A 26,155-nucleotide genomic window follows, 5' to 3' on the forward strand; every position below is an offset into this window, starting at 1 on the left:
TCACATTAGCGCACTTTAAGTGCCGCAAGCCCGATTAATACAAAAATAACCGTCAAAATCCAAAAACGCACCACCACTTTGGTTTCAGGCCACCCTTTTAACTCAAAATGATGATGAAGTGGTGCCATTTTAAAAATTCGTTTCTTTCTTAATTTATATGAGCCAACTTGCAGAATAACCGAAACCGTTTCCATGACAAACAAAAAGCCCATAATAAAAAGCACTAATTCTTGACGAATAATCACCGCAATGGTGCCAAGTGTCGCCCCTAATGCGAGCGAACCAACATCACCCATAAACACATCAGCCGGGTAAGCATTAAACCACAAAAAGCCAAAACCAGCGCCAGCAATTGCAGCACAAAAGACAACAAGCTCATCAATACCAACGTTGGGCATATAATCAAAAAGCAAGTGCCCTGCAAAGGCACTATTGGTAATCACATAAGCATAAATGGCAAGCCCCATTGCCACAAGCACGATGGGTAAAATCGCTAAACCATCTAAGCCATCGGTTAAATTCACCGCATTGCTACTGCCCGTTATCACAAAATATCCTAATAAGATAACCCAAGCACCTAGTGGAATAACCCAGTCTTTGCTAAATGGAATCGATAAACTAAAATCCATATAGTTATGCAATAATGCATAAATCCATAGCATTGCCATTATCGCGAAAATCGATTGCATCAAATACTTATATTTCGCGCGCAAACCTTTAGGGTGCTTTAATACTAACTTTAGGAAGTCATCTAAAAAACCAATTAGACCAAAACTGACAAGTACAAAAAGCAGTACCCATATAAAGGGACTATTTAATTTTGCCCATAATAAAATAGATACAACAATGGAAAAAATAATTAAGCACCCTCCCATTGTTGGCGTATTTTTCTTAACCAGATGCGTTTGCGGACCATCATCCCGCACCACCTGCCCTATCTGCATTTTACTCAACCAACTGATCATCGGTTTACCAATAAATAAACTAATCAACAACGCTGTTAATGCTGCCATTAGCGAGCGCACCGTCACATAACTGCTGAAAATATGCATAAACGTAAAATACTGTGACAACCAACTGGTGAACCATAATAACATCTAAAAAAACCTTGCCTTAAAACTTAAATTACACTGTTGAAAGCCAGTGCACTACAAATGCAAAGTATTCTAGTAAGCCTAATTGCAGAATACAACCAGTGCTGCGTTTAAAAGATAATAAAAAAGGGGCGTAACGCCCCTTCTTATTGTTTATAGTTGTGGGTAGCTGATGATTACATCATGCCAGGCATGCCCCCCATTCCGCCCATGCCACCCATAGCAGCAGCTGGATCAGCTTTATCTTCTTTGATCTCACCAACCATTGCTTCGGTTGTGATCATAAGACCCGCAACAGATGCCGCGTGTTGTAGCGCTGAGCGAGTTACTTTCGTTGGGTCTAAGATACCCATCTCGATCATATCACCATAAGTATCATTTGCAGCGTTGTAACCGTGGCTGCCATCTTTAGCGCGAACATTATTAACAACAACAGAGGCTTCACCACCGGCATTTTTAACGATCTGACGCAAAGGGGCTTCCATCGCACGACGCATTAATGAAATACCATGATCTTGGTCTTCATTGTCACCTTTTAGGTTTTCAAGAGCTGCCTGTGCGCGAAGTAAAGCCACACCACCACCGGCAACAACACCTTCCTCAACCGCAGCGCGCGTTGCATGAAGCGCATCGTCAACACGGTCTTTTTTCTCTTTCATTTCAACTTCAGTCACAGCGCCAACACGGATTACCGCAACACCACCTGCTAATTTAGCTAAACGCTCTTGAAGCTTCTCGCGATCATAGTCAGAAGTTGACTCTTCGATTTGCTTTTTGATTTGAGCAACACGTGCTTCGATATTCGCTTTTTGACCTGCGCCATCGATAACTGTCGTATCATCTTTGGTGATTTGCACGCGTGAAGCCGTACCTAAATGCTCAATTGTTGCTTTCTCTAACGTTAAACCAACTTCTTCAGCAATAACCGTAGCACCTGTTAAGATGGCAATATCTTCCAACATTGCTTTACGACGATCACCAAAACCTGGGGCTTTAACCGCTGCAACTTTAACAATACCGCGGATATTGTTAACAACTAATGTTGCTAATGCTTCACCTTCGACATCTTCAGCAATGATTAATAATGGTTTACCAGACTTAGCAACACCTTCTAATGTCGGCAATAAATCACGAATATTAGATACTTTCTTATCGACGATTAAAATGTATGGATTTTCAAGCTCAGCCGTCATATTCTCTTGATTCGTTGCAAAATATGGTGATAAGTAACCACGGTCAAATTGCATACCTTCAACAACGTCTAACTCATCTTCAAAGCCTTTACCTTCTTCAACCGTGATAACACCTTCAGAGCCAACTTTAGCCATTGCTTTAGCAATCAACTCACCGACGGTTGCATCAGAGTTTGCAGAAATTGTACCGACTTGCTCAATCGCCTTGTTATCAGCACATGGCTTAGAAAGTGCTTTTAATGCATCAACTGCTTTAATCGTTGCTTTATCAATGCCACGCTTAAGATCCATAGGGTTCATGCCAGCTGCAACTGCTTTTAAACCATCTGTTAACAAAGCTTGTGCTAAAACAGTTGCTGTTGTTGTACCATCACCTGCAATATCAGCAGTTTTTGATGCAACTTCTTTAACCATTTGCGCACCCATATTGGCAAACTTGTCTTTTAATTCAATTTCCTTGGCAACAGATACACCATCTTTAGTGATTGCAGGGGCTCCAAATGATTTCTCAAGTACAACATTGCGTCCTTTTGGACCTAGTGTGACTTTTACTGCATTGGCTAATGTATTAACACCATCTAGCATACGTGCACGAGCGTCATCTGAAAACATTACTTCTTTAGCGGCCATGTTTCTTTCCTCTTAAATTTCGTTTTGTTTACTTTTAACTAAAAATTTTGCTTTTAAAGTCGATCATCTGATGATGGTATTACCCTCAGTATTGGGCGTATGCAATACGCCCCTACCGAAAATCAACAGACATATCACGTTTTTATTCAACAATACCCATGATATCTTCTTCACGCATCATCAATAGTTCTTCACCATCAACTTTAACTTCATTGCCAGCGTACTTCCCGAATAACACTTTATCACCCACTTTAACATCAAGCGCACGAACGCCACCGTCTGTTAAAATCTTACCGTGACCTGCTGCAATAATAGTACCTTGCATTGGTTTTTCCTTAGCGCTATCCGTTAAGATAATCCCGCCTGCTGATTTTTCTTCTTCCTCAGCGCGACGAACCAACACTCTATCATGTAAAGGGCGAATTGCCATATTTAGACTCCTTTTTTAAGCTATTGTTAAACATTAGTTGTTTATTGCAGGCAGAAATATGGTGATAGCAATTTGCATTTCAAGAATTTTTTCAAAAGTTTTTTGCTTTATTTTTCAAGGCTCAAATCATTGATTATTTTACACACAAAAATCATCTTTAGTTCTAATAGCACTATCTTTAAGAGGATCACTAACCATCCATGGCAGCTTCGCACTGGATCCTCACGCCATCCTGGCTCAGGATGACAAATCAGAGGATGTCATTGCGAGCATGGATGTGTGGCAATCCATTTTATCAGGGATGGTTTGTTTAAATTCGTTGCAGAGCCTATATTTACAAGCTATTTCTTAAGGTAGTGCCATTAATCTTTAGTTTAACTTCAAGCATATTTCACCCATGTGAGTGACATTCAACATTGTTGTAAACATCACCAACCAATCGGCAATCTGTTTTTTAATTCATCCTTTAATCGATCTTTTACCGCACTGGTGCCTGATTCAATTAAAATATTCTGTAACTGGGCATTATTCATCTCAATGACAGGATTGCTCAGACTACCTTTCACATTAAATTTTAGAGGCAACTTAGCTAATGACTGATTGACACCACCAGCATTAACCTTAGCATTATAAAACGTAATATTTGCAGGCGCATTCAGCTGAATATCACCAGATTGCCATGCCCAAGCCCCATGCATACTAATATCATATGTCTTAGCAGTGAGATTAAAATTATTGCCAAACTTAATATCACTTAATAGTTTATCCGCAGACATATTTTTGAGCATTAAAGCAAAGCTTGGTGCAATCCGACTATTATTGGCACTGACAAAATCAATGTTTACACGCTTATCAACACTGACAATATTAATTTTTGTCGGTGCAATGGTAAGCCACGGTTGTGTTGAAAGATTACTTGCAGTGACATTTAATTGTAAATCATCATTATAATGAATGTTATTGATCATAAGATTTGATATCACTAAGGTCGGTGATTGTTCAATTAGGTGCAGTGCCTGCCTTTGCGCATATTGATAGACCGGTACAGCATCGTTACTTTCTTTACTGGTGGCTTTATTTTCCTGAGCTACGGACTCAGGTGCTAGCCATTTAATCACGCGCACAAGTTTAGCGAGATAATCATAATACGTGTTTGCATTTTTAATGTAATGGCGCACATCAAATTGTTGTATTTTATCTTCTTTACTCATATCCTCCGCTGAATCTACTATTTTTGCTTTATCATCAACTTGAGTCGCAACATCACTATCTGCACTGGTATTAGCATATAATGATGCTTTGCTTTGACGTTTGCTATTCGTTAATACACTATCAACAACCACATCACTTAGCTCAAGGCGTTTTGCCAACAATGAACCAATATTGACTTCAGCCTTTAGCTCTTTTGCAAAGAAGCTATTTTGATATAAGTTCTCAGGGTTAGCAAAAGCCACATCCTTGATAACTATTTTTCCATCTAAAGCATCAATATCAAGTTGACCTATATCCACTGTCGCACCATTGACCTTAGTTAATTGAGTTACTAAAATGTTTTTGACAACTTGCGACTGCAAAAAGCTACTCATAATAAATAACAGAATAATGATAATAACCGTTACAATCACACCCCACCAACGAAAGGGGTGCTTGAGTTTTTTATCACGCAACTGAACCCAATCAACTTTATGTGCTGATTTTCCAAAAACTGCCCATGATATGACTTTGATAAATCGCTTATTAATGATTCTATTGTACGCTTCTTTTTCAGTCTGTAGCGTTGCCATCTTAATTTTGATATTTTTGGCAGATCGAGCAAGCATAAATCCCAAAATCACACCAAGGATGATTGCCAAGATAAAGCTACCAGCCACCAGATAATAATCAAATCCGGCATATGCTAATATTGGCGCATTGATCATCCATTTAAACAATGGCTGTAAAAAGCCATCGAGTAGCCAAGTACCAAGATGGTAAGAAATTCCCTCTAAAATAAAGGATAAAATTTCAGCAATCGCAAAAATAATTGCTGCCACCACTAAATTGACATTTAATAGTAATAAAAGCAAAACGACAACAAGATAAATTAGTGGCGCATATTGAAACCCTGGCATAAACCCTAAAACAAAACCAAATAATGCTGCTAAGAAAAGCTGCATCGGATTAGATTGTCCTGTAATAATTGCTATAAGTTTTTTGATAAATTTCATCGTGATATCCTTTCTAAATCAACTCTCAAACAAACTCTAGTCTAAAAAACTGATTCACTCAAGCTTGATACGCTTAACAGTTAATTGTAAACACAGGTTTTCATAGCCCCTCTAGCAATCTCTCGTTATAATGCAGCCAACTTAACTTTGCTAATTCGCTATTTTATGGATTTAATACACTATCTTATTGACTTTGTGCTCAACCTAAATGTTCATATGAACACATTGGTCAATAGTTTTGGTCTTTGGACTTATGCATTGTTATTTTTAATCATTTTTTGTGAAACCGGATTAGTCATTATGCCTTTCTTACCCGGTGACTCTTTATTATTTGCCGTTGGCATTATTACTGCCACCACTAATTTAAACGTTCACTTAATGGTATTTGTACTGGCATTTGCTGCCATCTTGGGTGATAACGTCAACTATTGGATAGGTCATTTGTTTGGCGAGAAACTTTTTAAACCTGATGCCAAAATTCTTAAAACATCTCACCTTGAAAAAACGCATCAATTTTTCGAGAAGTATGGCGCCAAAGCCATTATTATCGCGCGCTTTGTACCCATTATTCGCACATTCACCCCATTTGCTGCAGGTATGGGTGAGATGCCTTATCGCCGCTTTGTCACCTTAAGCGTTCTTGCTGCGTTTATATGGGTCGGGTCAATTACCTATCTTGGTTATTTCTTTAGTAATATTCCATTTATGCAGGAAAATTTCAGCTATCTTGTTATTGCTATTATACTTGTCTCAATCACCCCTGCAATTATTGAAATAATTAAAAAGCGCCGCTCACTTAAAAAACAAAAAAACAGCTAATTGTCATCTTTTTAATCATGATACATTTCGTATGATTCAGTATGTTTATTTATCAACAAATCATTGATAATCTACCTTCATCTTAGCAAGTTCAAAAGAAAGCTAATACTGCAATACTCTGGGGGGAGGATAGGGTGTTTAGCAAAGTTAAGACAAAAAACAAGATCTTAATTTTGTTAAACTTGCCCTTAGATTTATAAAACAACTTATCAAACCCTTTTCTAAATAACAATAAATCCAGTGCTTCACCTTAAAAATTTAAAATACCTTTATTTAAGAAATGATGCAGCATCCTCAATTTGCCTTACGATATGCAAATCTCACAAAAAAACATTGCGTATTTTAAATGTGACCGTACAATCACTAATCAATTTACGATAACTCTTAAAGAATATAATTTTATGATCGAAAATTTACGTAATATCGCGATTATTGCCCACGTTGACCATGGCAAAACAACACTGGTCGATAAACTATTACAGCAATCAGGAACTTTACAAACACGTGGTGCTGAGGTTGAGCGCGTAATGGACTCAAACGACCTGGAAAAAGAACGTGGCATCACGATTCTTGCCAAGAACACTGCCATTAAATGGAATGATTATCGCATCAACATCGTCGACACACCAGGGCATGCTGACTTCGGTGGTGAGGTAGAACGTGTCATGTCAATGGTTGATTCGGTGCTTCTTTTGGTTGATGCTGTTGATGGTCCGATGCCACAAACGCGCTTTGTAACTGAAAAAGCCTTCGCGCGCGGCCTAAAACCCATTGTTGTTATTAATAAGATTGACCGCCCAGGGGCGCGCCCTGATTGGGTGATGGATCAAGTGTTTGACCTATTTGATCGCTTAGGTGCCACTGATGAGCAACTTGACTTTCCTGTTGTCTACACATCGGCATTAAACGGCTTTGCGACAATGGATGAAAATGAAATCACTGACAATATGAACGCCCTATTTGAAACGATTGTTGAATGTGTATCGCCACCTGAAGTTGATGAAAATGGTGCATTTCAAATGCAGATTTCATCATTGGATTATTCAAGTTTTGTTGGCACTATTGGCATTGGTCGCATCAAACGTGGCAAGATTAAAACCAATACACCCGTAAGCATTATTGATAAAAATGGCAACACAAAACAAGGTCGTGTATTACAAGTATTAGGTCATATGGGACTTGAGCGTGTTGAAGTGCCTGAAGCATCCGCAGGTGATATTGTCTGCATTACCGGTATTGAGGGTATTAATATCTCTGATACCATTTGCGCATTAGATTGTGTTGAAGCGCTGCCGCCACTATCGGTTGATGAACCAACGATTTCGATGACTTTCCAAGTAAACAACTCGCCATTTGCCGGTCGCGAAGGTAAATTTGTCACTTCTCGTCAAATTAAAGATCGTTTGGAAAAAGAGCTTTTACACAATGTAGCCCTTCGTGTTGAGCAACTTGATGATCCTGATAAATTTAAAGTCTCTGGTCGTGGTGAACTGCATTTATCTATCCTACTTGAAAACATGCGTCGCGAAGGTTTTGAAATCGCTGTATCTCGCCCCCATGTGATCTTTAAAGAAATTGATGGCGAAATGTGTGAGCCCTATGAGCAGGCGATTATCGATGTTGATGAGCAATATCAAGGTTCTGTGATGGAGAAAATGGGCTTACGCCAAGGTGAGCTTAGAAACATGGAGCCCGACGGCAAAGGTCGTGTGCGCTTAGAATTTGTCATTCCGTCGCGTGGTTTAATTGGTTTTTATACTGAATTTTTGACCATTACCTCAGGGACTGGCATTATCAACAAAATATTTGATCATTATGGTCCAATGAAAAAAGGTATTATTGAATCACGTTTAAATGGCACATTAATTTCAAACTGCGCAGGTAAAGCATTGGCCTTTGCTTTATTTAATCTTCAAGAACGCGGTAAGCTATTTATTGGGCATGGTATTGAAGTTTATGAAGGCATGATTATCGGCATTAATTCACGTGATAATGACTTAACCGTTAATCCATGCAAAGGTAAGCAGCTAACGAATGTACGTGCTTCTGGCAAAGATGAAAGTATTGTGTTAACTACGCCAATTAAAGTCACACTTGAGTATGCATTAGAGTTTATTGAAGATGATGAACTCGTTGAGATCACGCCAAAATCGATTCGTCTACGTAAGAAAATGTTGACTGAATCAGATCGTAAACGTCACTCACGGTCAAAAGAGTAATCTGCTATAAACATAAAGTTGGCTGAGCGTTAGTCGAAGCCATTTATCTTTGCATACTCTTCGACTTTGCTCAGAGCACGGTTAAACGAATATTTGATCGTAACCCAATACATTCACCATCATTTATGACAACATCTTAATCGCTTTATGCAGTCCTTGAACCAACATATCAACATCTTCTTTGGTATTATAAACACCAAACGATGCACGCACCGTCGATGGCACGTTATAACGCTGCAATAACGGTTGCGCACAATGATGCCCTGTGCGTACACAAACCCCTGATAGATCAAGCAGTGTGCCCAAATCATTAGCATGAAATCCATCAATAACAAAGGTAATGACTGCGGCTTTATGCGCACTTTCACCTAATATTCTAAGCCTTGGAATGCTTTGTAATTTCTCTGTAGCATAGTGAAGCAACATTTCTTCATGCGCTTTAATCTTACAAATCCCAATGCTTTGCACATATTCAATCGCTTTAGATAAACCAATCACACCAATAATATCAGGAGTACCTGCCTCAAACTTATACGGTGGTTCAGCAAATGTCGTCTCATTCATCGTTACAAGCTTGATCATGTCACCCCCACCTTGGTAGGGAGACATTAAATGGTGCCATTTCTCTTTGGCATATAACACGCCAACACCCGTAGTCCCATAAAGTTTATGTGAGGAAAAAGCAAAGAAGTCACAGTCTAAGTTAACCACATCAATTTTCTGATGAACGACAGATTGCGCACCATCAACAACAATCGCAACGTCAGGATGTGTTTTGCGAATATTTTGAATAATTTCTTTAATGGGATTAATCGTCCCTAATACATTTGAGCAATGTGTTAATGAGACAAGCTTTGTTTTTTCTGTCAATAAGGATGGCAAAACGGATAAGTCTAGTTCACCTTTGTCGGTTACCGGAATATATTTAATCGTCAAGGGTTTATGTTTGCTCATTAATTGCCATGGCACAATATTGGCATGATGCTCCATCTCGGTAATGATAATCTCATCACCGGCATTAAAATACTCATCTAACAACGAGCTTGCCACCAGATTAATCGATTCAGTTGTCCCTTTGGTAAAGATAATTTCTTCCATCTTTTGTGCACCAATAAAGTGCTGAACGATTTTGCGCGTGCCCTCGTATTTTTCAGTGGCTTGATCACTTAGATAGTAAACACCTCGATGGACATTAGCATAGTCATTGGTGTAGCTATCTTTGACCGCATCAATCACGATATTTGGCTTTTGTGCTGAGGCACCAGTGTCTAAAAACACCACCGGTTTACCATGAATGGTTTGCTTTAAAAAAGGGAAATCCTGACGAATTTTTTGTATATCTAACACTTTAAATGCTCTGCTGCTGTATTTAATCAACCTCATCATTCTATGACAAAATGATATCAATGGCATAGCCTAAATAATTAAAAAGTATTTATATTTTCCTTAAACCCTATTAATAGATCCAATTTACTAAAAATTTCATACCTCTCTTTGTCGGTAATACTGGTAATTAATGTTGGCTCTAATCTTAGCATTGAAATTGATCGACACTGCTCAGGCAAAGCAAAGCTATCCTGTTGCAAATGATCCCTTGCCGTTATCTTGACGTGCAAAATTCGACTTTTATCATATGACTGTGTACTCAGTGGACAAATAAATAAAGGAGAAATACCACTATCAAGAAAAGTCTGATGTGTTAATACAATGACCGGCCTTTTTTTGCCAATTTCACTGCCTTTATTTGGGTTTAAATTCGCCAAGTAAACACCCGAATTTTTAAGGTGTTTAATCATCATCTAAGCCTCTTTCAATTTCATATAACTCTCTTTGATAGTCTGAATTATCACTCATTTGCACTAAAAATTGCGCTATTTTCTTGCGTTCATTTTTGCGTTTTATGCGAGCAATTTCATGCTCGATAGCATGAGTAATAAACTTAGTTCTGGATAAGCCTAACGACTTTGCGATTAACATACTCTCTTTCTCAAGTGCATCATTCAACTTTAATGAAATCGTTGACATAGTAACCTCCGTATTTTTAAATATATTTTAGTATATCATAAAATATATTTAATGCACTCCAAACGGTACACTTTGCTCAAAGGTTAAATCAGCAAATCGACAAAAACGTCCTTCAAAATGTACTTTAATATTACCTATCGGACCATTACGCTGTTTACCAATAATAATCTCGCCTAAGCCTTTATTATCTTCCTTATCCTTATGATAGACTTCATCTCGATAGACAAACATAATCACATCAGCATCCTGCTCAATCGCACCAGATTCACGTAAATCTGACATCATTGGACGTTTATCCGCACGATCATCAACGCCACGATTAAGCTGTGATAAAGCAATAACAGGCACATGTAACTCTTTGGCAAGAGATTTTAATGCACGTGATATTTCTGAGACCTCTTGTGTACGGTTATTTTCATAACCTGGTACTTTCATTAACTGCAGATAATCGACAACAATCATACTCAAGCCGCCTTGTTCTTTATAAAGCTTACGCGCACGCGAGCGCATATCAGCAGGTGATAAACCCGCACTATCATCAATATGCATATTGAAATCTTTGGATAACACTTCCATTGCTGTTGTGATCTTCGCCCAATGCTCATCTTCTAGGCGACCATTCCTTAGCGCATTTTGCTCAACGCGACCAAGAGATGAAATCATTCTAAGCACAATATCTTCTGATGGCATCTCCAAACTAAACACAAGTACCGGCTTTTCAGCACCTCTGGCAACATTCTCTGCTAAATTCATGGCAAAGGTTGTTTTTCCCATGGATGGGCGCCCGGCAACAATCACTAGATTCGCAGGATGCAAGCCTGAGGTTAATTCATCCAAGTCTGTAAAGCCACTGGAAATACCGGTAATACCATCACTTGCTTCCATCATCGCATCAATGCGATCAATCACACTTGGGATAATGTCACGCACCGACTTAGGACCATCACTGCGCCCAGTATCGCTCTCAGCAATTGATAAAATCTTCTGCTCAGCGACATCCAATATATCTACAGCTTTACGCCCTTCTGGCACGTAAACCATATTGGCAATATCAGTGGCTGTATTTAAAAGCACACGTAATTTTGAGCGCTCTTTAACAATTTCAGCATAGGCGACAACGTTAGCAGCTGTTGGCGTATTCTTGGCAATCTCAGCTAAATAGTGAAGCCCCCCTGCTTGCTCTAACAATTTCTCATTTGACAATGAATCGCTTAAAGTGATGATATCAAAAGGTGATTCATCTTTAATCAGCTTTTGCATTTGGCGAAAAACAATACGATGTTGTGTACTATAAAAGTCATCAGGTCGCAAAATTTCTTCAATCTTAAACCATGCCTCATTATCCAATATCAACCCACCAATGACTGAACGCTCAGCATCGATTGAGGATGGTGGTCGCTTGATATTCTCAAGTTGGCTATTTAAAGACATTACTTCATTTGGATGCATAAAATATTATATCACTGGTTTTGATGATCAACTGAGGTATCAAGTGTATCATCTGTTGCTTCACTCTCTTCCCATGGGGCGCTATCTTTGTCATTTGGTTGACTTGCTTCTTCGCTATTTTCAACAGAGCCTACATCACCACTTACTGCATTAGCTATATCAGAAACCTCAATCTCTTGCGACTCTTTAGCAAAAATCTGCATAATAAAATCAATAAATTCACGCAAGGTCTCGGCCATGATGATAAAGTCAGCATCAAAGCGTTCTTGTTTAGTCTCAGAAACAATATCATTGGCTTTGTCTTGTACTACTTCTAAAAACTTCAATGACTTCAACATAAACTCATCGTTAATCACAAAACTCAACTGATCCTGCCATGAAAGCCCAAGTTGAATGACCTCGCGTCCTGAATCAATCAATGACAAAATATCATCGGTAAATAGGTTCTGGCGTTGACAGCGGATAATGCCTGATGCATCTTTATTGTCCTGCAATACACATTGATCTTCAATGGTTAGATCTTGTGGATATTCATTGGTTTTAAGCCATTGCGTTAAAAGCATCGATACAGGCACCACCTCAGGAATACGAATCTTCAAACTACCCAACGCTTTACGCAAATTAACGGTTAACGTTTCAGCTTTTTTAGCGGATGAGGCATTAACGATAAGCCAGCCGGCTTGTGTATCTATATAAGCATTAATGACTGTATTGCGCGTAAAAGCGCGAGGTAACAAGCTTTGATAGATCTCTTCTTTCAACGTATCTTTTTCTTTCTTTTTGACTTTACGTGACTCTCTTAACTCAATCTCTTCGATCTTTTCATCCAAGAGCTCTTTGATAACTCCTGCTGGCACCATCTTTTCTTGGATCTTAAACGACACCATCATAAAACCAGAGGCTGCGTGCACTAATGGCATATCTTGCGCCATTGGTGACACCCAACCCATTGATATTGGCGCACTTGTTGAGCACGGACTAAATGCATGCTCAGCTAAGTGCTTTTCAAGTTCATCGGCTGTCACCGTAAAGTTTTCTGTAAATTGAAATAATGCTAAATTTTTAAACCACATAATTATTACCTTTATTCATTAAAAAAGCACCTTTGTCATTAAGCGCTTCACGAGTTCTATCTATATCAACCAATTTTACACGATTAATTGAGGTTTACTTAAACACCACTGTTGGACGTTTTGCAGCATCTTCTAAAGACTTTAGATAAGTGTTATTAGGATAATTTGCTTTTAATACTTCCATTGATTTCTCAGCCAACTCAGGCATTTTCAAAATATCATAACTTCTAATCAACAGAACCAAAGCATTTTCAATCGAGTTACTTTGTGGATATTTTTCAACAACGATCTTAGCGCGATTAATGGCAGCAACATACGCCTCATGCTCAAAGTAGAAATTAGCAATGTTATATTCATACTCAGCAACGACATTATTAATATGCACCATACGGCGTCTTGCATCTTCGGCGTAAGATGCTTTAGGACTTAATATCACCGAGCGTTTTAGCTCATTAAAAGCCTGCAAGTATGCTGCCGGATCATGTTGCGCCATATCGTATGGTAAGCGCCGCTGTAGGAACCCACGACCATTATCATAGTTAATCACACCCATCATATAATAAACATAGCCCAAATGCTTTGATGTCGGATAAGCACGTAGAAACTGGCGAGCCAGCCCTAAAGCCATCTCAGGTTGCCCATCTTCATAGTAAGAATAAATCAGCTCTAAATTACCCATTTCAGTATAACTTTGGAATGGATATTGTGAGTTTAACGATCTAAAGGTATCAATCGCTTTATAATAATCGCCATCTTTAACCTGCTCATGCCCTTTGGCATAAATATATTCAGCGCTCTCGCCTTGATATGGCAATACCTTAGTCGTTGTGGTTGAGCATCCTGCCATTAACAAAAGCGCGCCCAAGCCGCTTAATGCCAAACTGATCTTTTTCATCGATTACCCTTTAATTTATTACCGCCTTTGTCATTTATTGTTTACAATGATGCACAATTTAACCGGCGTCTTGATAGGATTTTATTTGTGCCACATCATACCGTATCTAAAAACATTCAGCAAAATGTTATTGCACCTGAAAGCTGTGCTGGTCAACGTTTGGATCAATGTTTATCCAGCGTCTTTAGTGACTACTCACGCTCACAATTACAAAAATGGTTAAAAGAAGGCGCCATTCTCGTTAATGGCGAAGTCAAAAAAGCCAAGGATAAAATCATTGGTGGCGAGGAAATTGCACTTAATGCTGCACTAGAGGACAAAAACCATTGGCAACCTGAGGATATCCCACTTGATATTATTTACGAAGATGATGATGTCATTGTGATCAACAAACCTGAGGGACTAATTGTTCATCCAGGCGCTGGTAACTTATCGGGCACATTATCCAACGCGCTATTAGCACATGATCCTGCATTTGCCAAAGTGCCTCGAGCAGGCATTGTTCACCGATTGGATAAAGATACTTCTGGATTAATGGTTGCAGCTAAGAGTCTCAAAGCGCACGCATCACTTGTCGCGCAATTATCAAAGCGCCAAGTCAAGCGTGAATATGAAGCAATTGCCACAGGTTATATTACGGTGGGCAGTACCATCAAAACCAAAATAGGCAGAAGTCCACATAATCGCTTAAAAATGGCGGTGACCCCCACGGGCAAAGATGCAATTACGCATTTTGTTGTGTTAGAGCGTTATCGCGCGCACACGCGCATTCGTTGCAAATTAGAAACTGGGCGCACCCATCAAATTCGTGTACATATGGCGCATATCAAGGCACCCTTAGTTGGAGACCCTGTTTATAATCCGAGATTAAAATTAGCGCGCGGTTTATCTGATGAAGCACAAACGCTACTAAAAGACTTTGGTCGCCAAGCATTGCATGCTTATAAGCTAGCTTTTATTCATCCGGTGAGTAATGAATTAGTGGAGTTTAGTGCCAAGCCACCTAAAGACATGCAAGACCTCATTCAAACCTTGCGTCAAGATGCTGAGAGTTTATACAGCTATGCAGACGATGATTTTGATGACGATTATTTTGAGTTTGCTGATGATTATGATGAGTTTGATGGTTTTGAGGATCATGAAGATTACGATGATTATGACAGTAAAGAATAAGCAATATTACAATCTAGAAAATACGGCTTCATCTTAAGTAATGAAATCAAGTAAAGGTATTACAAATATGGCACAAATAAAACTCATCGTTGGCCTTGGCAATATTGGCAGTCAGTATAAAGGCACGCGCCACAATGCTGGGCAATGGTTTTTAGACGCCGTTGCAGATAAGTTGAGCCTAACACTAACAAGTGATGGTAAATTTCATGGTGCTACAGCACAAACACAAATTGGCGTCAACAAACTTTGGCTTTTATACCCGCATACCTTTATGAATAAAAGCGGTTTAGCGGTATCTAAATTAGCGCAATTTTATAAAATAGCGCCAGATGAAATCTTAGTTGCACACGATGAGCTGGACTTACCTTGTGGGCAAATTCGTCTTAAAAAAGGCGGCGGACACGGCGGACACAATGGTTTACGAGATATTGATGTATCTCTTGGTACACGTGATTATCATCGCTTACGTATTGGCATTAATCATCCAGGAGATCGCAATAAAGTTGTGGGCTACGTACTAGGCAAACCCTCTTTGGATGATAAAATTGCCATTGATCACGGCATTACACGTGCGATTTCTTATCTAGACGATATAATACAGGGCAACCATCAACGCGTGATGAATGAGCTTCACCAGAAGTAGAAATAAAATAACAATTAATAAGGGTTTTATATGGGTTTTAAATGCGGTATCGTTGGACTACCTAACGTCGGCAAGTCAACACTATTTAATGCATTAACAAAAGCGGGTATTCAAGCAGAGAACTACCCCTTTTGCACGATTGAGCCAAATGTTGGCATGGTTTCAGTGCCTGATCCACGTCTAGATCAATTGTCGAATATTGTTAATCCACAAAAAGTTATCGCGGCAACGATGGAGTTCGTTGATATTGCAGGACTTGTTGCAGGTGCTTCCAAAGGCGAAGGTTTGGGCAACAAATTCTTAGCCAATATTCGTGAAACCGACGCGATAGCGCATGTTGTACGTTGTTTTAATAATGATGATGTCGTACATGTTGCCGGACAAGTTAATCCGATTGATGATATTCAAACCATTAACACAGAGTTATTACTTGCTGATATTGAAAGCGTTGACAAGATCATTCAACGCCTGCAGAAGCTTGCTAAAAGTGCCAACAAAGAAGCCAAGCTACAACTTGAGTTCTATCAAAGCTTAAAAGAACATTTGGAATCTGAAAAACCCGCACGCAGCTTTGCGTTTAGTGATGAACAAAGCGCTTGGATTAAACAAACACCGTTATTAACAAACAAGCCAACACTTTATATTGCTAATGTTGATGAATCTGGCTTTGACAACAACCCTTTACTAGATAAAGTCATTGAGTTTGCCAAAGCGGATAATGCCGATGTTGTTGCAGTATGCGCTGCCATTGAATCTGAAATTGCTGAGCTAGATGATGATGAAAAAATGGAGTTTTTAAATGATCTTGGTTTAGATGAGCCCGGACTTAATCGTGTGATTCGCGCAGGATATAAATTATTACAACTACAAACTTACTTTACTGCAGGGGTGAAAGAAGTGCGCGCTTGGACTATTCCTATCGGTGCTACAGCACCACAAGCCGCTGGCAAGATTCACACTGATTTTGAACGTGGCTTTATTCGTGCTGAGGTTATTGGCTTTAATGATTATATTGAATACAGTGGCGAAAAAGGTGCCAAAGACGCCGGCAAAGCGCGCTTAGAAGGCAAAGAGTATATTGTTCACGATGGCGATGTTGTTCATTTTAGGTTTAATGTGTAGAGAGCTAGAACTCTATTTTTTCCCTATGTGTTATGCGGCGTAACCGGACTAGCATTAAGGCACGTGCACTGAGGGGGCATATTTCAAAAAAATCTTACTGATAAAGGTTTTCTCCCCCATTAGGTCTGGTTTTAAATCGCCTATGTTGCCATAAATATTGATCTGGATACCTTAAAATTATATTTTCTAAAAATTGATTATATCGCTGAGCATCATCATAGCCATTTCCTGATGGAAAATTTTGCCATTTTGACATCATATGGATTTCATAACCTGATAAATCTTTTTTCCTTATGTAATAGCATGGTATTATGTCGCTCTTACCGTTTTTTGCTAACCAGCTTGTAGCCGTTAGCGTTGCACAAGGGATTTTGAAAAAGGGAACAAACAAAGTTCTCTCGTTGCCAAAGTCTTGATCAGGCGCATACCAAATAGTCTCCCCCCTTAAAAGATTTTTAATGATGGAGAACACATTTTTACGTTGAATACAGAGCTTGGCATAACGACTGCGGGAGGAAGTCATGATGTACTCAAAAAAATCAGATTTATGCTTTTGATAAATAAAGCTTACATTGAAATTTTTAAGGTTGCTTGCCATTAACCTGCCCATTATTTCCATGCAGCTAAAATGCCCACCAAGCAATATCATCGCATGGTAAGGATCATGATTAATAAAGTCTTTGGAAAACTGCTTATCCAAATAAATCTTCCTAAATTTTTTATCTGGCATAAACCATGCAATAACAGTTTCAATGCCAGACATGCAAAGGGCTTCAAATGATTGCTGGCATAATTTTTCAAGCTCTATTGTCGATTTATCTGGGAAGCATAATTGAAGATTGCGATAAGTTATTTTATAACGACGCTTTGCCAGTTTATAAAACTTTCTGCCGATGAATCTTCCTGTCTTCATTTGCCATTTGTAGGGTAATCGAACAAATAATTTCAAACAGAAAACAAGTATCCAGCTCGTATAATATCGAGGATGAATAAAACAGTTATTCATTTAGCGAAATGCTCTAGAAGAAAATGCATTTCTTGATTCTTTTTTAGCGCGTTTAATTGCCGCTCTTTTGGCTATTTTTCTTTGTTCCGTAGGTTTTGTATAATGTTGTCGCTCTCGCATTTCCTTAACAATACCAGCCTTTTCACATGCGCGTTTAAATTGTCTTAGCGCTATGTCAAAAGGTTTACGATCATCGACTCTAATGCGAGGCATTATGCCAACTCAACATTGATGGCTTCGGGTCCTTTTTTACCTTGCTGTGTTTCAAACATAACGCTTTGACCATCCTGTAAATACCCACCAGTGGCATCTAGATTTGTTATATGCACAAAAACATCGTTACTTCCATTATCAGGTTGAATAAATCCAAATCCTTTTGCACTATTAAAAAACTTTACGGTACCTTGTACTTTATTACTCATATTTTTTATATCTCTTTATTGATTTACGTACATAGCGATATTGCTATGTAGCCGCCACACCATAACACGAAAGAAATGGCAAAGATATAAGTTCCCAAAAAATATTTATTTGCACTTTTTGTTGTTGTCGCCAGTTCTTTTACATAGAACTTCGATGATATTGTAGAATCTTGCTTATATCTGCTACCGACATCATTAATTATAGGAACTTATTTGAAGAAACGAGATAATCTTTTGTCTGATGACGATAGGAAAAATTAAGTTACTTAAAAAATCACATACCTAAAAAGTTATGTGCAAACAATTATCGTAAACTGTAGTTGAAGGATCATGATCGTATTATGGCGATGTCTCCAAACATCATAATACAGATGACCAAGAATTATCAATAATTTCCAATTTAGTAATAATTCAAAAATAAGTTGAGCTTTAATTACCCCCTCACCCGTGCAGCTTAAGCTGCACGAGCAATCCCGCAAGGGGAGAGGTATTAGCTGACGCAACTTATTCTTGATCCATTACTTAGCTGTAGCTCCACCAAGTCCAGACTTACTGGTATGATTGGGTGCAAATGGAACGGTATGATTGTAGTACTAGCTAACACTAAAGACTGAAAATATGCTGATAGTAATTTGCCATGCTGTGTGTTACCCAGCTTTCTTTAACACTCATGAAAAAGGATGAAATACCAAAATGGTGATAGCCAAATGCCTGTGTGATATACACAACTGGATCAACAATATTTGCAACCCAAATGTAATTGACCAATTTATCTTTAAAGTACTCGGCAAAATCATACTGACCAGCAGCAGGTGCAGCAAAGGTAATCACTGATAAATGATCCGCTTTTAGCGTGTCATCCATAAGCATTTTAGCTGAAAAAAGTGTGGCTACTGCCCCGCCTAAACTGTGTCCGGAAATAATAACTTGAGTATTACTATCTACATTACTATCAATCCCAGGGCTGTCCCATCTTAAAATCTAAATACGATTTGATTGCAATTCACCTCATAAATGATTGTTTATCACTCTAATCATAGGCTAACCAGATGATATCAAAGAGACTATTTTGAAAATTGAGCTCAATAAAATCTAATGATGTTCCAAATATAATCAATCCGCTAATTTAGATGGGACAACCCTGCTATCAATCCAATTTAGAAATTTTTTGTTCAACAATATCTCTATCAAATACAGTTGAAATCCAGTGTGTGCTCGTGTATTAGTGCCATTGAAGAAAGATGGCGTGACAAAAGCATCCAGTAGCCAATTCGTTATATTATCACTTCCTCTAAAACTAATGATTACCGTATTATTATCACTATTCTTAGCCACCAACACCTGTGACCCCATCATATTATTTGCATTTGAATACGTTTGGACTGGGTAGTTTTCACTCAAGTTCCAGTTTCTCTCAAATAAAGCGTAGTCTTTTCGATGTTTTTCCAAGTCATATGTTAAGTCAGGCTTTAGTCCTACACTTGAGATATTTTGCATTGGCTGTGTATTATCACCAAATAACTCTACTGTATAGCCCTGCTCTTTTAAATAAGCAGCAGCCTTATCTTCCATTGCAGTGTTGGCTTCATAAAAGTCAACATGACTTAGATAAGCAGCTTGTGCACCTGATGCTGCTAATTTAAGCATATTTGAATTCATACTCTCTGCAGAAAAAGATGTATTAAATATCACCATCAAACCTAATGTTAAAATGCCTTCTTTTTGCATAAATTGCCTCTCATGTTTTATTGTATGTATATACCAACAAACACATTATGCTTAAATAACAATCAAAAATCAGTTGCAGATCGGTATCCTTAGGTATTAAATTAGATACACAAAGCCTAGTGCCACATATTCAAGATACGCGAATACTTTAGAAATGGGGTAATGCGCCATAAAATATGGGATTTACAAGTAAACTCAAGTAGTCGCGTGTTTAAAAGTTGTAACACTAGTTAAGTACCGGAAAAAGTGCCATCAATCCACTTGCCATCATCTGAATAGCGATCGCGGCTAAAATAAGCCCCATTACTCGAGATATCACCGATAATGCTTCCTCACTTAAGAATCTAGCAAGCTTAGGTGTAAATTTTAATAACAACCAAAACAATACTGATACAACTGCACAAATAATACTGGCCATTAGAAATTGCCACAAAGTAAAATCATGTGCATGTGTAATAATAACTGCCATCGCTCCAGGCCCTGCAATCACCGGAATCGCCATCGGCACAACCGCAATTGATGGCTGCTTTTCTTCACTGTTTATCTTTTTAGCGCCTGTTTTATGCGTATGATTACCGCCTTGAATCATCGATAAGGCAATACGTAAAACGATTAAACCACCAGCTAATTTAAAAGCCCCAATACTGATCCCAAAGAAATTTAAAATCGGCCAACCAATCCACAATGAAATCATCAAAAGTACAAAAATAGCAATGGCACAAATTGTCGCGGTTTTGTTGCAATCCTGTTCATCTCTGCCTGTAATCAAACCAATATAAATGGCTAAATTACCAATAGGGTTCATAATTACAATTAATGCAATAGCGAAACTTAACATCTGCTTTCCTTACTTTTTCTTAATCTACCTAGCTTCTTTAGCCTAGCTTATCAATAGCATTTTTTCATTAAAGCATTCAATAAATTTAGGCTAAGACTAAATATTCATCCATTGTTTTAATGGCAGGAAAATCCAGTAACTGTTACAATCACGCTATCTTTGGATTTGTTGATAACAAACAGACTTATGCAGGAAGTATTTAAAGTTTATTTTGCACATCGCACGGTACAAGTGCTTTGGTTGCTTTTTTTTGTCTTTTTAGCACTTAGTATTTTTATAGGCGTATTTAGCAATTACTGGTGGTGGCTATTTTTACCGATTATCATTGCCCCTTTTTATGAATGGTATGCCCATAAATATTTATTACATGCTCAATTGAGCACAAAACCTGGTGTTTTTCGCAACTTTCAGATAAGACTACATCATGGACATCACAAACATCCACAAGACGTTGAGCTATTATTTGCACCATGGTCGGCAATTATCTTGCATCTTATTCAAACGTATCTGCTATTTGCACTTATTACCTGGAGCTTCAGCGTGGCACTTGTACCATTTACATTTGGTATTTTATATTATCTTTTTTACGAATGGATGCATTTAGCTCACCACACCCCTGCTTATCAACCCAAAACTCAGGTTGGACACAAGTTAAAGCGTGCACATATGCGTCATCATTTTCATAATGAAAACTACTGCTGGGGTATTACTAACTATCTAGGTGATTTATGTTTTGGCACATTCAAAGAACGCAATGACGTCGCTAAAAGCCCAACGGCCAAACAAATCTCTGGGTTTAACGAGTAAGATTAATGTAGCACAACCCACTTACGACTTAGGATGTTGTATTTATTTAATTCTTGCTCATGGAATTTATTCATAAACTCGCGATTATTAATCTCATTATTTAACTCTTTCTGAGCAAGACTAATTCCATAACGACGGCACCAACGCTTAACTGTCCATACCTGATATCCCATCAGCTCAGATGCTTCAAGATATGAAACACCTTGATCATGTAAATCTGTTAAAACTTTCTCGGCAGGCTTGCCATATTTTTTAAGAATATTTAACTCGAAATTATTACTATATTGATTCGGCATTCTATGCTCCTAAATGAACAATTCTCTCGACACAAGATGAATTGTCACATAGAACACTTGATCAATCCAATAAAATAAAATAATCAGCTTTATAACAAAAAGCTATGCCTGAGTTTGTATATTTTGACTTTGCATATCCTCTAACGTTTTTGCTAGATTGATTTTCAGCTTATCCAGCGTCGTAATGAGTGCATTTTTTTCATCCAGATCTATACCACCCAGAATCTGCGCATAATGCTGTTTTACTGCTTTATCCAGCTCTTCCAAAACAGCAAGTCCACGCTTGGTGACAATAACGCATTTTGCACGACGATCACTATCATGTGCAATGCGCTCAACAAGACCTTGATCACTTAGGCGATCAAGCACGCGAATAAGATTCTGCGCTTCGATTTCTAGGTGTCCTGCCAACTCAATTTGAGTAAGCTTTGGGCGGAACCTTGCATGAACCAGTACACGCCGATCCAAAACATTCAAACCTAATTCTTTTGCATGAAAATTATAAATCTTACGGATTAATAATCCTGTATCACAAATCGCAAACTCTAGCAGTTGTGTTGTTGCATCTGACATGCTTAGCTCATTACCTTTTGACGTTGTGCCTGAAGCTGGATTATAACAATGGCACTAGCAATTGTCAGCACTATTCCCATAAGTGTCAGCCAATCATAACGATCTGCGAAAAAAAATACGCCAATAAGTGCGGCAAAAATAACATTGGCGTAATACAGTACAGAGAAACTCTGCGCCTGAATATAGCCTAATGCTAGCACCAAAAGATATTGCACAAAGAAGAACAAGACGCCAATCGCAGCGAGTATTAAAAGTGCATAAAGCGATATTTCTTGCCAAAAAGGAATACTGACAACTCCAGCAATAATACTTGAAAATAAAAAATAATAAAAAACAGTCGTCAAACCATTATCATAGCTTGAAATTTTACGCACCATAATAATTGACAACGCCATCGATAAGCCTGCACCTAACGCGACAATTGCATAAGGATTCATGATTTTAGTATCTGGCTTTAAAATCATCATAACACCAACAAAACCAATGATAAGCGGTAACCATAACGCATGCTGAAACTTTTGACGCATAAAAATAAATAAGATAAATGGCACAAAGAATGGTGCCGTATTTGCTAATAACACACCATCCACTAATGGCATATGCATAATGGCAATAAATAAGAAATAACTAATGCCTAAGCTAAAAACCGTTCTTGCTAAATGCTGCCACGGCACTTCTGTTTTCAATAAATTAACTTGCCATTGATGCTTTTTATATAAAATAATCGGCAAAATAAGAATCAAAGCAACTAGACTCTGACTAAATACGATCACAGGTACATTTAATCCGATATTAAACTTTTTAATCAATGCGGCTTGAAATGCATAAATTAATGCACTTAACAGAGTGAAACTAACCCCTAAATAACTATTTTTCATTGGATTTAACTTAAATATATATTTGATAATTAATGATTATTATAATTTTTAATTTCAAAAATGCAACATTTACATTTTGGCTAAGACTAAATATTCACCCATAAGTGCTCACCGTACCCTGAGCGTAAGTCGAAGGGTAATCACACTTCATAGAGGCTTCGACTTACGCTCAGCCAACGCTTACACAATCAAAGTGGGCAGGAATATGGTCATAGCCTACATTTTAAATATAAAAAGACGACTCACTAATTAGGTGTTGAGAGTTGAGAGTTGAAATAATTATTTTGAAGATTGGTGCGCGAGCAGCAACTGATTCTGTAGCGAAATCTTTTCTAAGGCTAAAATAATTTTATTATTTTGCTCAAGTAGCAACTGATTTTGCTGTGCCTGTTTATAGGCTAGATATAGACTATATTGCTGATACTTTGTCAAATCATCGGCATTTTTATCGGCTTTAACAAACATATTGTTAAGCTCTGTTTGCAGTTGATCAATCTGCCCCTCATTGCCAACCGTCACTGGATAATTAATTTGCGCTGTCTGTGAAACCGCAACAGGATTCTCCGGCGTAATGGCTTGCGGCGCTTGCACCCCCCTTAATTGATCCTCCAAGGACATCGATTGATTGCCTGGCGAAATCACTTTCATCCGACTACCGGTTTGGCTTGTATCACTGACAATTGTTGCTTGCTGTTGAGGTTGCGATTCAGCCATAGTGCTATGTGTTGGGCTAGCTGTTGGCGCTGTTGCTGCAAAAACTGATGACACACTAAAAGCACTTACAGTTAAAAGAGATAAAATAATGCGTATTTTTGTCATTATGATTGTGACTTTAATGAATAAACATAGCATCACCATAACTATAAAAGCGATAGTTGTCATCTATTGCATGGCGATATGCTTTTTTTATCATATCAATTGAAGAAAAGGCACTCACTAACATAATTAATGTTGATTTTGGCAAATGAAAATTGGTGACCATCGCATCCACTACATTAAAGGTTTTACCAGGATATAGGAAAATATCACTCTCACCATAAAATGGCTTTATTTCACCTGTTTGTGCTGCTGTTTCTAGTGAACGCACTGAAGTTGTACCCACAGCAATCACACGTCCACCTTGCAATTTGGTTTTATTGATCTTATCACATACGTCTTGTGGCACATCAATCAATTCACTATGCATAACATGTTCATGAATATCATCTGTTTGTACCGGCTTAAAGGTGCCAGAGCCAACATGCAACGTCACATAAGCAATATCAGCACCTTTGTCTTTGATTTTTTGCAATATCTCTTTAGTGAAATGAAGTCCCGCCGTTGGCGCTGCTACAGAACCCAAAAGCTCACTATAAACCGTTTGATAGCGCTCTATATCAAAGGTTTCATCTTGACGCTTTATATACGGGGGTAGCGGCATATGACCATGCTCAGCCATTAACTGCCAGACATTACCATCAAGCAGCTCAATATAATAAAGCCCGTCATTTTTCTCTATCACGCGTGCTTTAATATCAGCAATTTCAACAATTGAGTCCAACTTGGGCGCTTTATTAGCGCGAACGTGACTGATAAACTTTTTATTATCTATGACTTTTTCTATTAAAAACTCAAGCTTAGCACCGGTTTCTTTTTGACCGAAAAGGCGTGCTGCCATAACCCTAGAATTATTAAAAACAACCAAATCACCCGCTTGAATATAATCAATAATCTCACTAAAAACATGATTAGTTAATGCTTTTTTTTGACGATCAAGCACCAATAACCGACTTTGATCACGCTCTTTTGCTGGATAACGCGCAATGAGATGCTCAGGTAATTCATAATCAAAAATATCTGTCTTCATATTTGTTATACCCTACATAAAACAATATGTTTAAGGAAACACATACCACATTAGGGCGTATGCAATACGCCCCTACTCGGGAAGAGATTGTGCATACGCCTTTGTATAAAACAAATAGAAATAAAAAAGGCGCCAATACGGCGCCTTTTTTATTTCTTGGCTTACGCTAATCGATAATTAAGCGTTAGCAACTGTTTCAATTGAAACGAATTGACGGTTTAAAGGACCACCTGTGTGGAACTTCACAACACCATCAATCGTTGCAAACAATGTGTGATCACGACCACAACCAACGTTAACACCAGCGTGGAACTTTGTACCACGTTGACGCACGATAATTGAACCTGCTTTAACAGTTTCACCACCATAGCGCTTGACACCTAGGTACTTAGGATTGGAATCGCGACCGTTACGAGTACTACCGCCTGCTTTCTTATGAGCCATGTTTTATACTCCTTAAATTAACCTTGAATTGCTGTGATTTTTACCGCAGTGTAATACTGACGATGACCTTGACGTTTCATGCTATGCTTACGACGACGAAACTTGATAATCTGAACTTTCTTATGACGACCTTGCTCAACAACTTCAGCAACCACTTTAGCACCATCAACAACAGGACTGCCAACTTTGATCTCATCGCCATTTTGCAACATCAACACATCAGTGAACTCAATCGTTTCACCAACACCTTTTTCAATTTTTTCTAGCTTAAGTACAGCACCTTCTTTGGCTTTGTACTGTTTCCCGCCACTTTTAATAATTGCGAACATAGTATTCTCCGAATGC

The 26,155-nt window shown here is 38.3% G+C and carries 29 protein-coding genes; 6 read left to right on the forward strand and 23 right to left on the reverse strand.

Features of this window, described 5'->3' with window-relative positions; all coding sequences use genetic code 11:
- Positions 1 to 5: 5 nt before the first annotated feature.
- The 4 genes from mraY to ACZ5V8_RS07800 form a co-directional block, all read right to left on the reverse strand.
- Complete coding sequence (gene mraY, locus ACZ5V8_RS07785; RefSeq protein ID WP_464217339.1) at positions 6 to 1,097, reverse strand: phospho-N-acetylmuramoyl-pentapeptide-transferase; 1,092 nt, start codon at positions 1,095 to 1,097, stop codon at positions 6 to 8.
- A 173-nt stretch (positions 1,098 to 1,270) separates the two neighbouring features.
- Entirely contained in the window at positions 1,271 to 2,917 is a 1,647-nt protein-coding gene (gene groL, locus ACZ5V8_RS07790; RefSeq protein ID WP_440617241.1) for a chaperonin GroEL, read from the reverse strand.
- A gap of 142 nt (positions 2,918 to 3,059) precedes the next feature.
- Complete coding sequence (locus tag ACZ5V8_RS07795) at positions 3,060 to 3,347, reverse strand: co-chaperone GroES (RefSeq protein ID WP_440617242.1); 288 nt, start codon at positions 3,345 to 3,347, stop codon at positions 3,060 to 3,062.
- Positions 3,348 to 3,775: 428 nt separating this feature from the next.
- On the reverse strand, positions 3,776 to 5,554 hold the full coding sequence (locus ACZ5V8_RS07800; RefSeq protein ID WP_464217340.1) for a TIGR03546 family protein: 1,779 nt from the start codon (positions 5,552 to 5,554) through the stop codon (positions 3,776 to 3,778).
- 165 nt (positions 5,555 to 5,719) lie between these two features.
- Here ACZ5V8_RS07800 and ACZ5V8_RS07805 point away from each other — a divergent pair, with 165 nt between their 5' ends.
- Together ACZ5V8_RS07805 and typA are read left to right on the forward strand one after the other, a co-directional pair.
- The gene (locus ACZ5V8_RS07805; protein ID WP_464217341.1) at positions 5,720 to 6,373 is read left to right on the forward strand and encodes a DedA family protein; all 654 of its coding nucleotides are present in this window, start codon (positions 5,720 to 5,722) and stop codon (positions 6,371 to 6,373) included.
- 401 nt (positions 6,374 to 6,774) lie between these two features.
- Entirely contained in the window at positions 6,775 to 8,592 is a 1,818-nt protein-coding gene (typA, locus tag ACZ5V8_RS07810; RefSeq protein WP_440617245.1) for a translational GTPase TypA, read from the forward strand.
- 123 nt (positions 8,593 to 8,715) lie between these two features.
- Here the strand turns inward: typA and ACZ5V8_RS07815 are convergent, their stop codons facing one another.
- The 6 genes from ACZ5V8_RS07815 to ACZ5V8_RS07840 form a co-directional block, all read right to left on the reverse strand.
- Complete coding sequence (locus tag ACZ5V8_RS07815; protein ID WP_464217342.1) at positions 8,716 to 9,939, reverse strand: aminotransferase class V-fold PLP-dependent enzyme; 1,224 nt, start codon at positions 9,937 to 9,939, stop codon at positions 8,716 to 8,718.
- Positions 9,940 to 10,016: 77 nt separating this feature from the next.
- A complete protein-coding gene (locus ACZ5V8_RS07820) occupies positions 10,017 to 10,391 on the reverse strand; it encodes a type II toxin-antitoxin system PemK/MazF family toxin (RefSeq protein ID WP_440617248.1) in 375 nt (124 codons plus the stop codon).
- Positions 10,381 to 10,617 carry a hypothetical protein gene (locus ACZ5V8_RS07825; RefSeq protein WP_464217343.1) on the reverse strand — a complete coding sequence of 79 codons (237 nt, stop codon included), beginning with the start codon at positions 10,615 to 10,617 and terminating at the stop codon, positions 10,381 to 10,383. Before ACZ5V8_RS07825 ends, ACZ5V8_RS07820 begins: the two co-directional genes overlap by 11 nt.
- Positions 10,618 to 10,665: 48 nt before the next feature.
- Positions 10,666 to 12,048, reverse strand: a complete 1,383-nt coding sequence (dnaB, locus tag ACZ5V8_RS07830) for a replicative DNA helicase (RefSeq protein WP_440617259.1) — start codon at positions 12,046 to 12,048, stop codon at positions 10,666 to 10,668.
- Between the two features lie 29 nt (positions 12,049 to 12,077).
- Positions 12,078 to 13,139 carry a recombination-associated protein RdgC gene (locus tag ACZ5V8_RS07835; protein WP_464217344.1) on the reverse strand — a complete coding sequence of 354 codons (1,062 nt, stop codon included), beginning with the start codon at positions 13,137 to 13,139 and terminating at the stop codon, positions 12,078 to 12,080.
- 94 nt (positions 13,140 to 13,233) lie between these two features.
- Positions 13,234 to 14,034 (reverse strand): outer membrane protein assembly factor BamD, encoded by an 801-nt coding sequence (locus ACZ5V8_RS07840; protein WP_440651927.1) that lies wholly within the window; start codon positions 14,032 to 14,034, stop codon positions 13,234 to 13,236.
- An 87-nt stretch (positions 14,035 to 14,121) separates the two neighbouring features.
- Here ACZ5V8_RS07840 and rluD point away from each other — a divergent pair, with 87 nt between their 5' ends.
- The 3 genes from rluD to ychF all read left to right on the forward strand — a co-directional run bounded on the left by rluD (position 14,122) and on the right by ychF (position 16,972).
- Positions 14,122 to 15,207 (forward strand): 23S rRNA pseudouridine(1911/1915/1917) synthase RluD, encoded by a 1,086-nt coding sequence (gene rluD, locus ACZ5V8_RS07845; RefSeq protein ID WP_464217345.1) that lies wholly within the window; start codon positions 14,122 to 14,124, stop codon positions 15,205 to 15,207.
- A gap of 67 nt (positions 15,208 to 15,274) precedes the next feature.
- A complete protein-coding gene (gene pth, locus ACZ5V8_RS07850; protein WP_464217346.1) occupies positions 15,275 to 15,850 on the forward strand; it encodes an aminoacyl-tRNA hydrolase in 576 nt (191 codons plus the stop codon).
- A 30-nt stretch (positions 15,851 to 15,880) separates the two neighbouring features.
- The gene (ychF, locus tag ACZ5V8_RS07855; RefSeq protein ID WP_464217347.1) at positions 15,881 to 16,972 is read left to right on the forward strand and encodes a redox-regulated ATPase YchF; all 1,092 of its coding nucleotides are present in this window, start codon (positions 15,881 to 15,883) and stop codon (positions 16,970 to 16,972) included.
- A 94-nt stretch (positions 16,973 to 17,066) separates the two neighbouring features.
- On the opposite strand, the gene ACZ5V8_RS07860 is transcribed toward ychF, so the two are convergent.
- The 6 genes from ACZ5V8_RS07860 to ACZ5V8_RS07885 form a co-directional block, all read right to left on the reverse strand.
- A complete protein-coding gene (locus tag ACZ5V8_RS07860) occupies positions 17,067 to 17,978 on the reverse strand; it encodes an LpxL/LpxP family acyltransferase (RefSeq protein ID WP_464217348.1) in 912 nt (303 codons plus the stop codon).
- Positions 17,979 to 18,191: a 30S ribosomal protein S21 gene (rpsU, locus tag ACZ5V8_RS07865; RefSeq protein ID WP_151193542.1), complete on the reverse strand. Its 213-nt coding sequence runs from the start codon at positions 18,189 to 18,191 to the stop codon at positions 17,979 to 17,981. It lies immediately after the preceding gene.
- Entirely contained in the window at positions 18,191 to 18,400 is a 210-nt protein-coding gene (locus ACZ5V8_RS07870) for a cold-shock protein (RefSeq protein WP_440617258.1), read from the reverse strand. Before ACZ5V8_RS07870 ends, rpsU begins: the two co-directional genes overlap by 1 nt.
- A gap of 603 nt (positions 18,401 to 19,003) precedes the next feature.
- The gene (locus ACZ5V8_RS07875) at positions 19,004 to 19,381 is read right to left on the reverse strand and encodes a lipase family protein (RefSeq protein WP_464218726.1); all 378 of its coding nucleotides are present in this window, start codon (positions 19,379 to 19,381) and stop codon (positions 19,004 to 19,006) included.
- A 132-nt stretch (positions 19,382 to 19,513) separates the two neighbouring features.
- Positions 19,514 to 20,128: an alpha/beta hydrolase family protein gene (locus ACZ5V8_RS07880; protein WP_464217349.1), complete on the reverse strand. Its 615-nt coding sequence runs from the start codon at positions 20,126 to 20,128 to the stop codon at positions 19,514 to 19,516.
- Between the two features lie 226 nt (positions 20,129 to 20,354).
- Entirely contained in the window at positions 20,355 to 20,966 is a 612-nt protein-coding gene (locus ACZ5V8_RS07885) for a MarC family protein (protein ID WP_464217350.1), read from the reverse strand.
- A gap of 186 nt (positions 20,967 to 21,152) precedes the next feature.
- Here ACZ5V8_RS07885 and ACZ5V8_RS07890 point away from each other — a divergent pair, with 186 nt between their 5' ends.
- Positions 21,153 to 21,773: a sterol desaturase family protein gene (locus ACZ5V8_RS07890; RefSeq protein WP_440615700.1), complete on the forward strand. Its 621-nt coding sequence runs from the start codon at positions 21,153 to 21,155 to the stop codon at positions 21,771 to 21,773.
- Between the two features lie 2 nt (positions 21,774 to 21,775).
- Here the strand turns inward: ACZ5V8_RS07890 and ACZ5V8_RS07895 are convergent, their stop codons facing one another.
- From ACZ5V8_RS07895 to rplU, 7 genes are all read right to left on the reverse strand, one after another.
- Entirely contained in the window at positions 21,776 to 22,069 is a 294-nt protein-coding gene (locus tag ACZ5V8_RS07895; protein ID WP_464217351.1) for a hypothetical protein, read from the reverse strand.
- A gap of 102 nt (positions 22,070 to 22,171) precedes the next feature.
- On the reverse strand, positions 22,172 to 22,642 hold the full coding sequence (locus ACZ5V8_RS07900; RefSeq protein WP_440615698.1) for a MarR family winged helix-turn-helix transcriptional regulator: 471 nt from the start codon (positions 22,640 to 22,642) through the stop codon (positions 22,172 to 22,174).
- Positions 22,643 to 22,644: 2 nt separating this feature from the next.
- Complete coding sequence (locus tag ACZ5V8_RS07905) at positions 22,645 to 23,520, reverse strand: DMT family transporter (protein ID WP_464217352.1); 876 nt, start codon at positions 23,518 to 23,520, stop codon at positions 22,645 to 22,647.
- 279 nt (positions 23,521 to 23,799) lie between these two features.
- Entirely contained in the window at positions 23,800 to 24,339 is a 540-nt protein-coding gene (locus ACZ5V8_RS07910; RefSeq protein ID WP_464217353.1) for a hypothetical protein, read from the reverse strand.
- Between the two features lie 13 nt (positions 24,340 to 24,352).
- On the reverse strand, positions 24,353 to 25,366 hold the full coding sequence (gene queA / locus ACZ5V8_RS07915; protein ID WP_464217354.1) for a tRNA preQ1(34) S-adenosylmethionine ribosyltransferase-isomerase QueA: 1,014 nt from the start codon (positions 25,364 to 25,366) through the stop codon (positions 24,353 to 24,355).
- Between the two features lie 177 nt (positions 25,367 to 25,543).
- Positions 25,544 to 25,810, reverse strand: a complete 267-nt coding sequence (rpmA, locus tag ACZ5V8_RS07920; protein WP_464217355.1) for a 50S ribosomal protein L27 — start codon at positions 25,808 to 25,810, stop codon at positions 25,544 to 25,546.
- A gap of 17 nt (positions 25,811 to 25,827) precedes the next feature.
- Entirely contained in the window at positions 25,828 to 26,139 is a 312-nt protein-coding gene (rplU, locus tag ACZ5V8_RS07925) for a 50S ribosomal protein L21 (RefSeq protein ID WP_440615707.1), read from the reverse strand.
- Positions 26,140 to 26,155 lie beyond the last annotated feature (16 nt).

The organism is Cysteiniphilum sp. GTC20157, from assembly GCF_055396795.1.

Bases quoted from the DNA above. Each gene is read 5' to 3' on its own strand.
- mraY (WP_464217339.1), bottom strand. From the start codon at position 1,097: ATGTTATTATGGTTCACCAGTTGGTTGTCACAGTATTTTACGTTTATG.
- groL (WP_440617241.1), bottom strand. From the start codon at position 2,917: ATGGCCGCTAAAGAAGTAATGTTTTCAGATGACGCTCGTGCACGTATG.
- ACZ5V8_RS07795 (WP_440617242.1), bottom strand. From the start codon at position 3,347: ATGGCAATTCGCCCTTTACATGATAGAGTGTTGGTTCGTCGCGCTGAG.
- ACZ5V8_RS07800 (WP_464217340.1), bottom strand. From the start codon at position 5,554: ATGAAATTTATCAAAAAACTTATAGCAATTATTACAGGACAATCTAAT.
- ACZ5V8_RS07805 (WP_464217341.1), top strand. From the start codon at position 5,720: ATGGATTTAATACACTATCTTATTGACTTTGTGCTCAACCTAAATGTT.
- typA (WP_440617245.1), top strand. From the start codon at position 6,775: ATGATCGAAAATTTACGTAATATCGCGATTATTGCCCACGTTGACCAT.
- ACZ5V8_RS07820 (WP_440617248.1), bottom strand. From the start codon at position 10,391: ATGATGATTAAACACCTTAAAAATTCGGGTGTTTACTTGGCGAATTTA.
- ACZ5V8_RS07825 (WP_464217343.1), bottom strand. From the start codon at position 10,617: ATGTCAACGATTTCATTAAAGTTGAATGATGCACTTGAGAAAGAGAGT.
- dnaB (WP_440617259.1), bottom strand. From the start codon at position 12,048: ATGTCTTTAAATAGCCAACTTGAGAATATCAAGCGACCACCATCCTCA.
- ACZ5V8_RS07835 (WP_464217344.1), bottom strand. From the start codon at position 13,139: ATGTGGTTTAAAAATTTAGCATTATTTCAATTTACAGAAAACTTTACG.
- ACZ5V8_RS07840 (WP_440651927.1), bottom strand. From the start codon at position 14,034: ATGAAAAAGATCAGTTTGGCATTAAGCGGCTTGGGCGCGCTTTTGTTA.
- pth (WP_464217346.1), top strand. From the start codon at position 15,275: ATGGCACAAATAAAACTCATCGTTGGCCTTGGCAATATTGGCAGTCAG.
- ychF (WP_464217347.1), top strand. From the start codon at position 15,881: ATGGGTTTTAAATGCGGTATCGTTGGACTACCTAACGTCGGCAAGTCA.
- ACZ5V8_RS07860 (WP_464217348.1), bottom strand. From the start codon at position 17,978: ATGAATAACTGTTTTATTCATCCTCGATATTATACGAGCTGGATACTT.
- rpsU (WP_151193542.1), bottom strand. From the start codon at position 18,191: ATGCCTCGCATTAGAGTCGATGATCGTAAACCTTTTGACATAGCGCTA.
- ACZ5V8_RS07870 (WP_440617258.1), bottom strand. From the start codon at position 18,400: ATGAGTAATAAAGTACAAGGTACCGTAAAGTTTTTTAATAGTGCAAAA.
- ACZ5V8_RS07880 (WP_464217349.1), bottom strand. From the start codon at position 20,128: ATGCAAAAAGAAGGCATTTTAACATTAGGTTTGATGGTGATATTTAAT.
- ACZ5V8_RS07885 (WP_464217350.1), bottom strand. From the start codon at position 20,966: ATGTTAAGTTTCGCTATTGCATTAATTGTAATTATGAACCCTATTGGT.
- ACZ5V8_RS07890 (WP_440615700.1), top strand. From the start codon at position 21,153: ATGCAGGAAGTATTTAAAGTTTATTTTGCACATCGCACGGTACAAGTG.
- ACZ5V8_RS07895 (WP_464217351.1), bottom strand. From the start codon at position 22,069: ATGCCGAATCAATATAGTAATAATTTCGAGTTAAATATTCTTAAAAAA.
- ACZ5V8_RS07900 (WP_440615698.1), bottom strand. From the start codon at position 22,642: ATGTCAGATGCAACAACACAACTGCTAGAGTTTGCGATTTGTGATACA.
- ACZ5V8_RS07905 (WP_464217352.1), bottom strand. From the start codon at position 23,520: ATGAAAAATAGTTATTTAGGGGTTAGTTTCACTCTGTTAAGTGCATTA.
- ACZ5V8_RS07910 (WP_464217353.1), bottom strand. From the start codon at position 24,339: ATGACAAAAATACGCATTATTTTATCTCTTTTAACTGTAAGTGCTTTT.
- queA (WP_464217354.1), bottom strand. From the start codon at position 25,366: ATGAAGACAGATATTTTTGATTATGAATTACCTGAGCATCTCATTGCG.
- rpmA (WP_464217355.1), bottom strand. From the start codon at position 25,810: ATGGCTCATAAGAAAGCAGGCGGTAGTACTCGTAACGGTCGCGATTCC.
- rplU (WP_440615707.1), bottom strand. From the start codon at position 26,139: ATGTTCGCAATTATTAAAAGTGGCGGGAAACAGTACAAAGCCAAAGAA.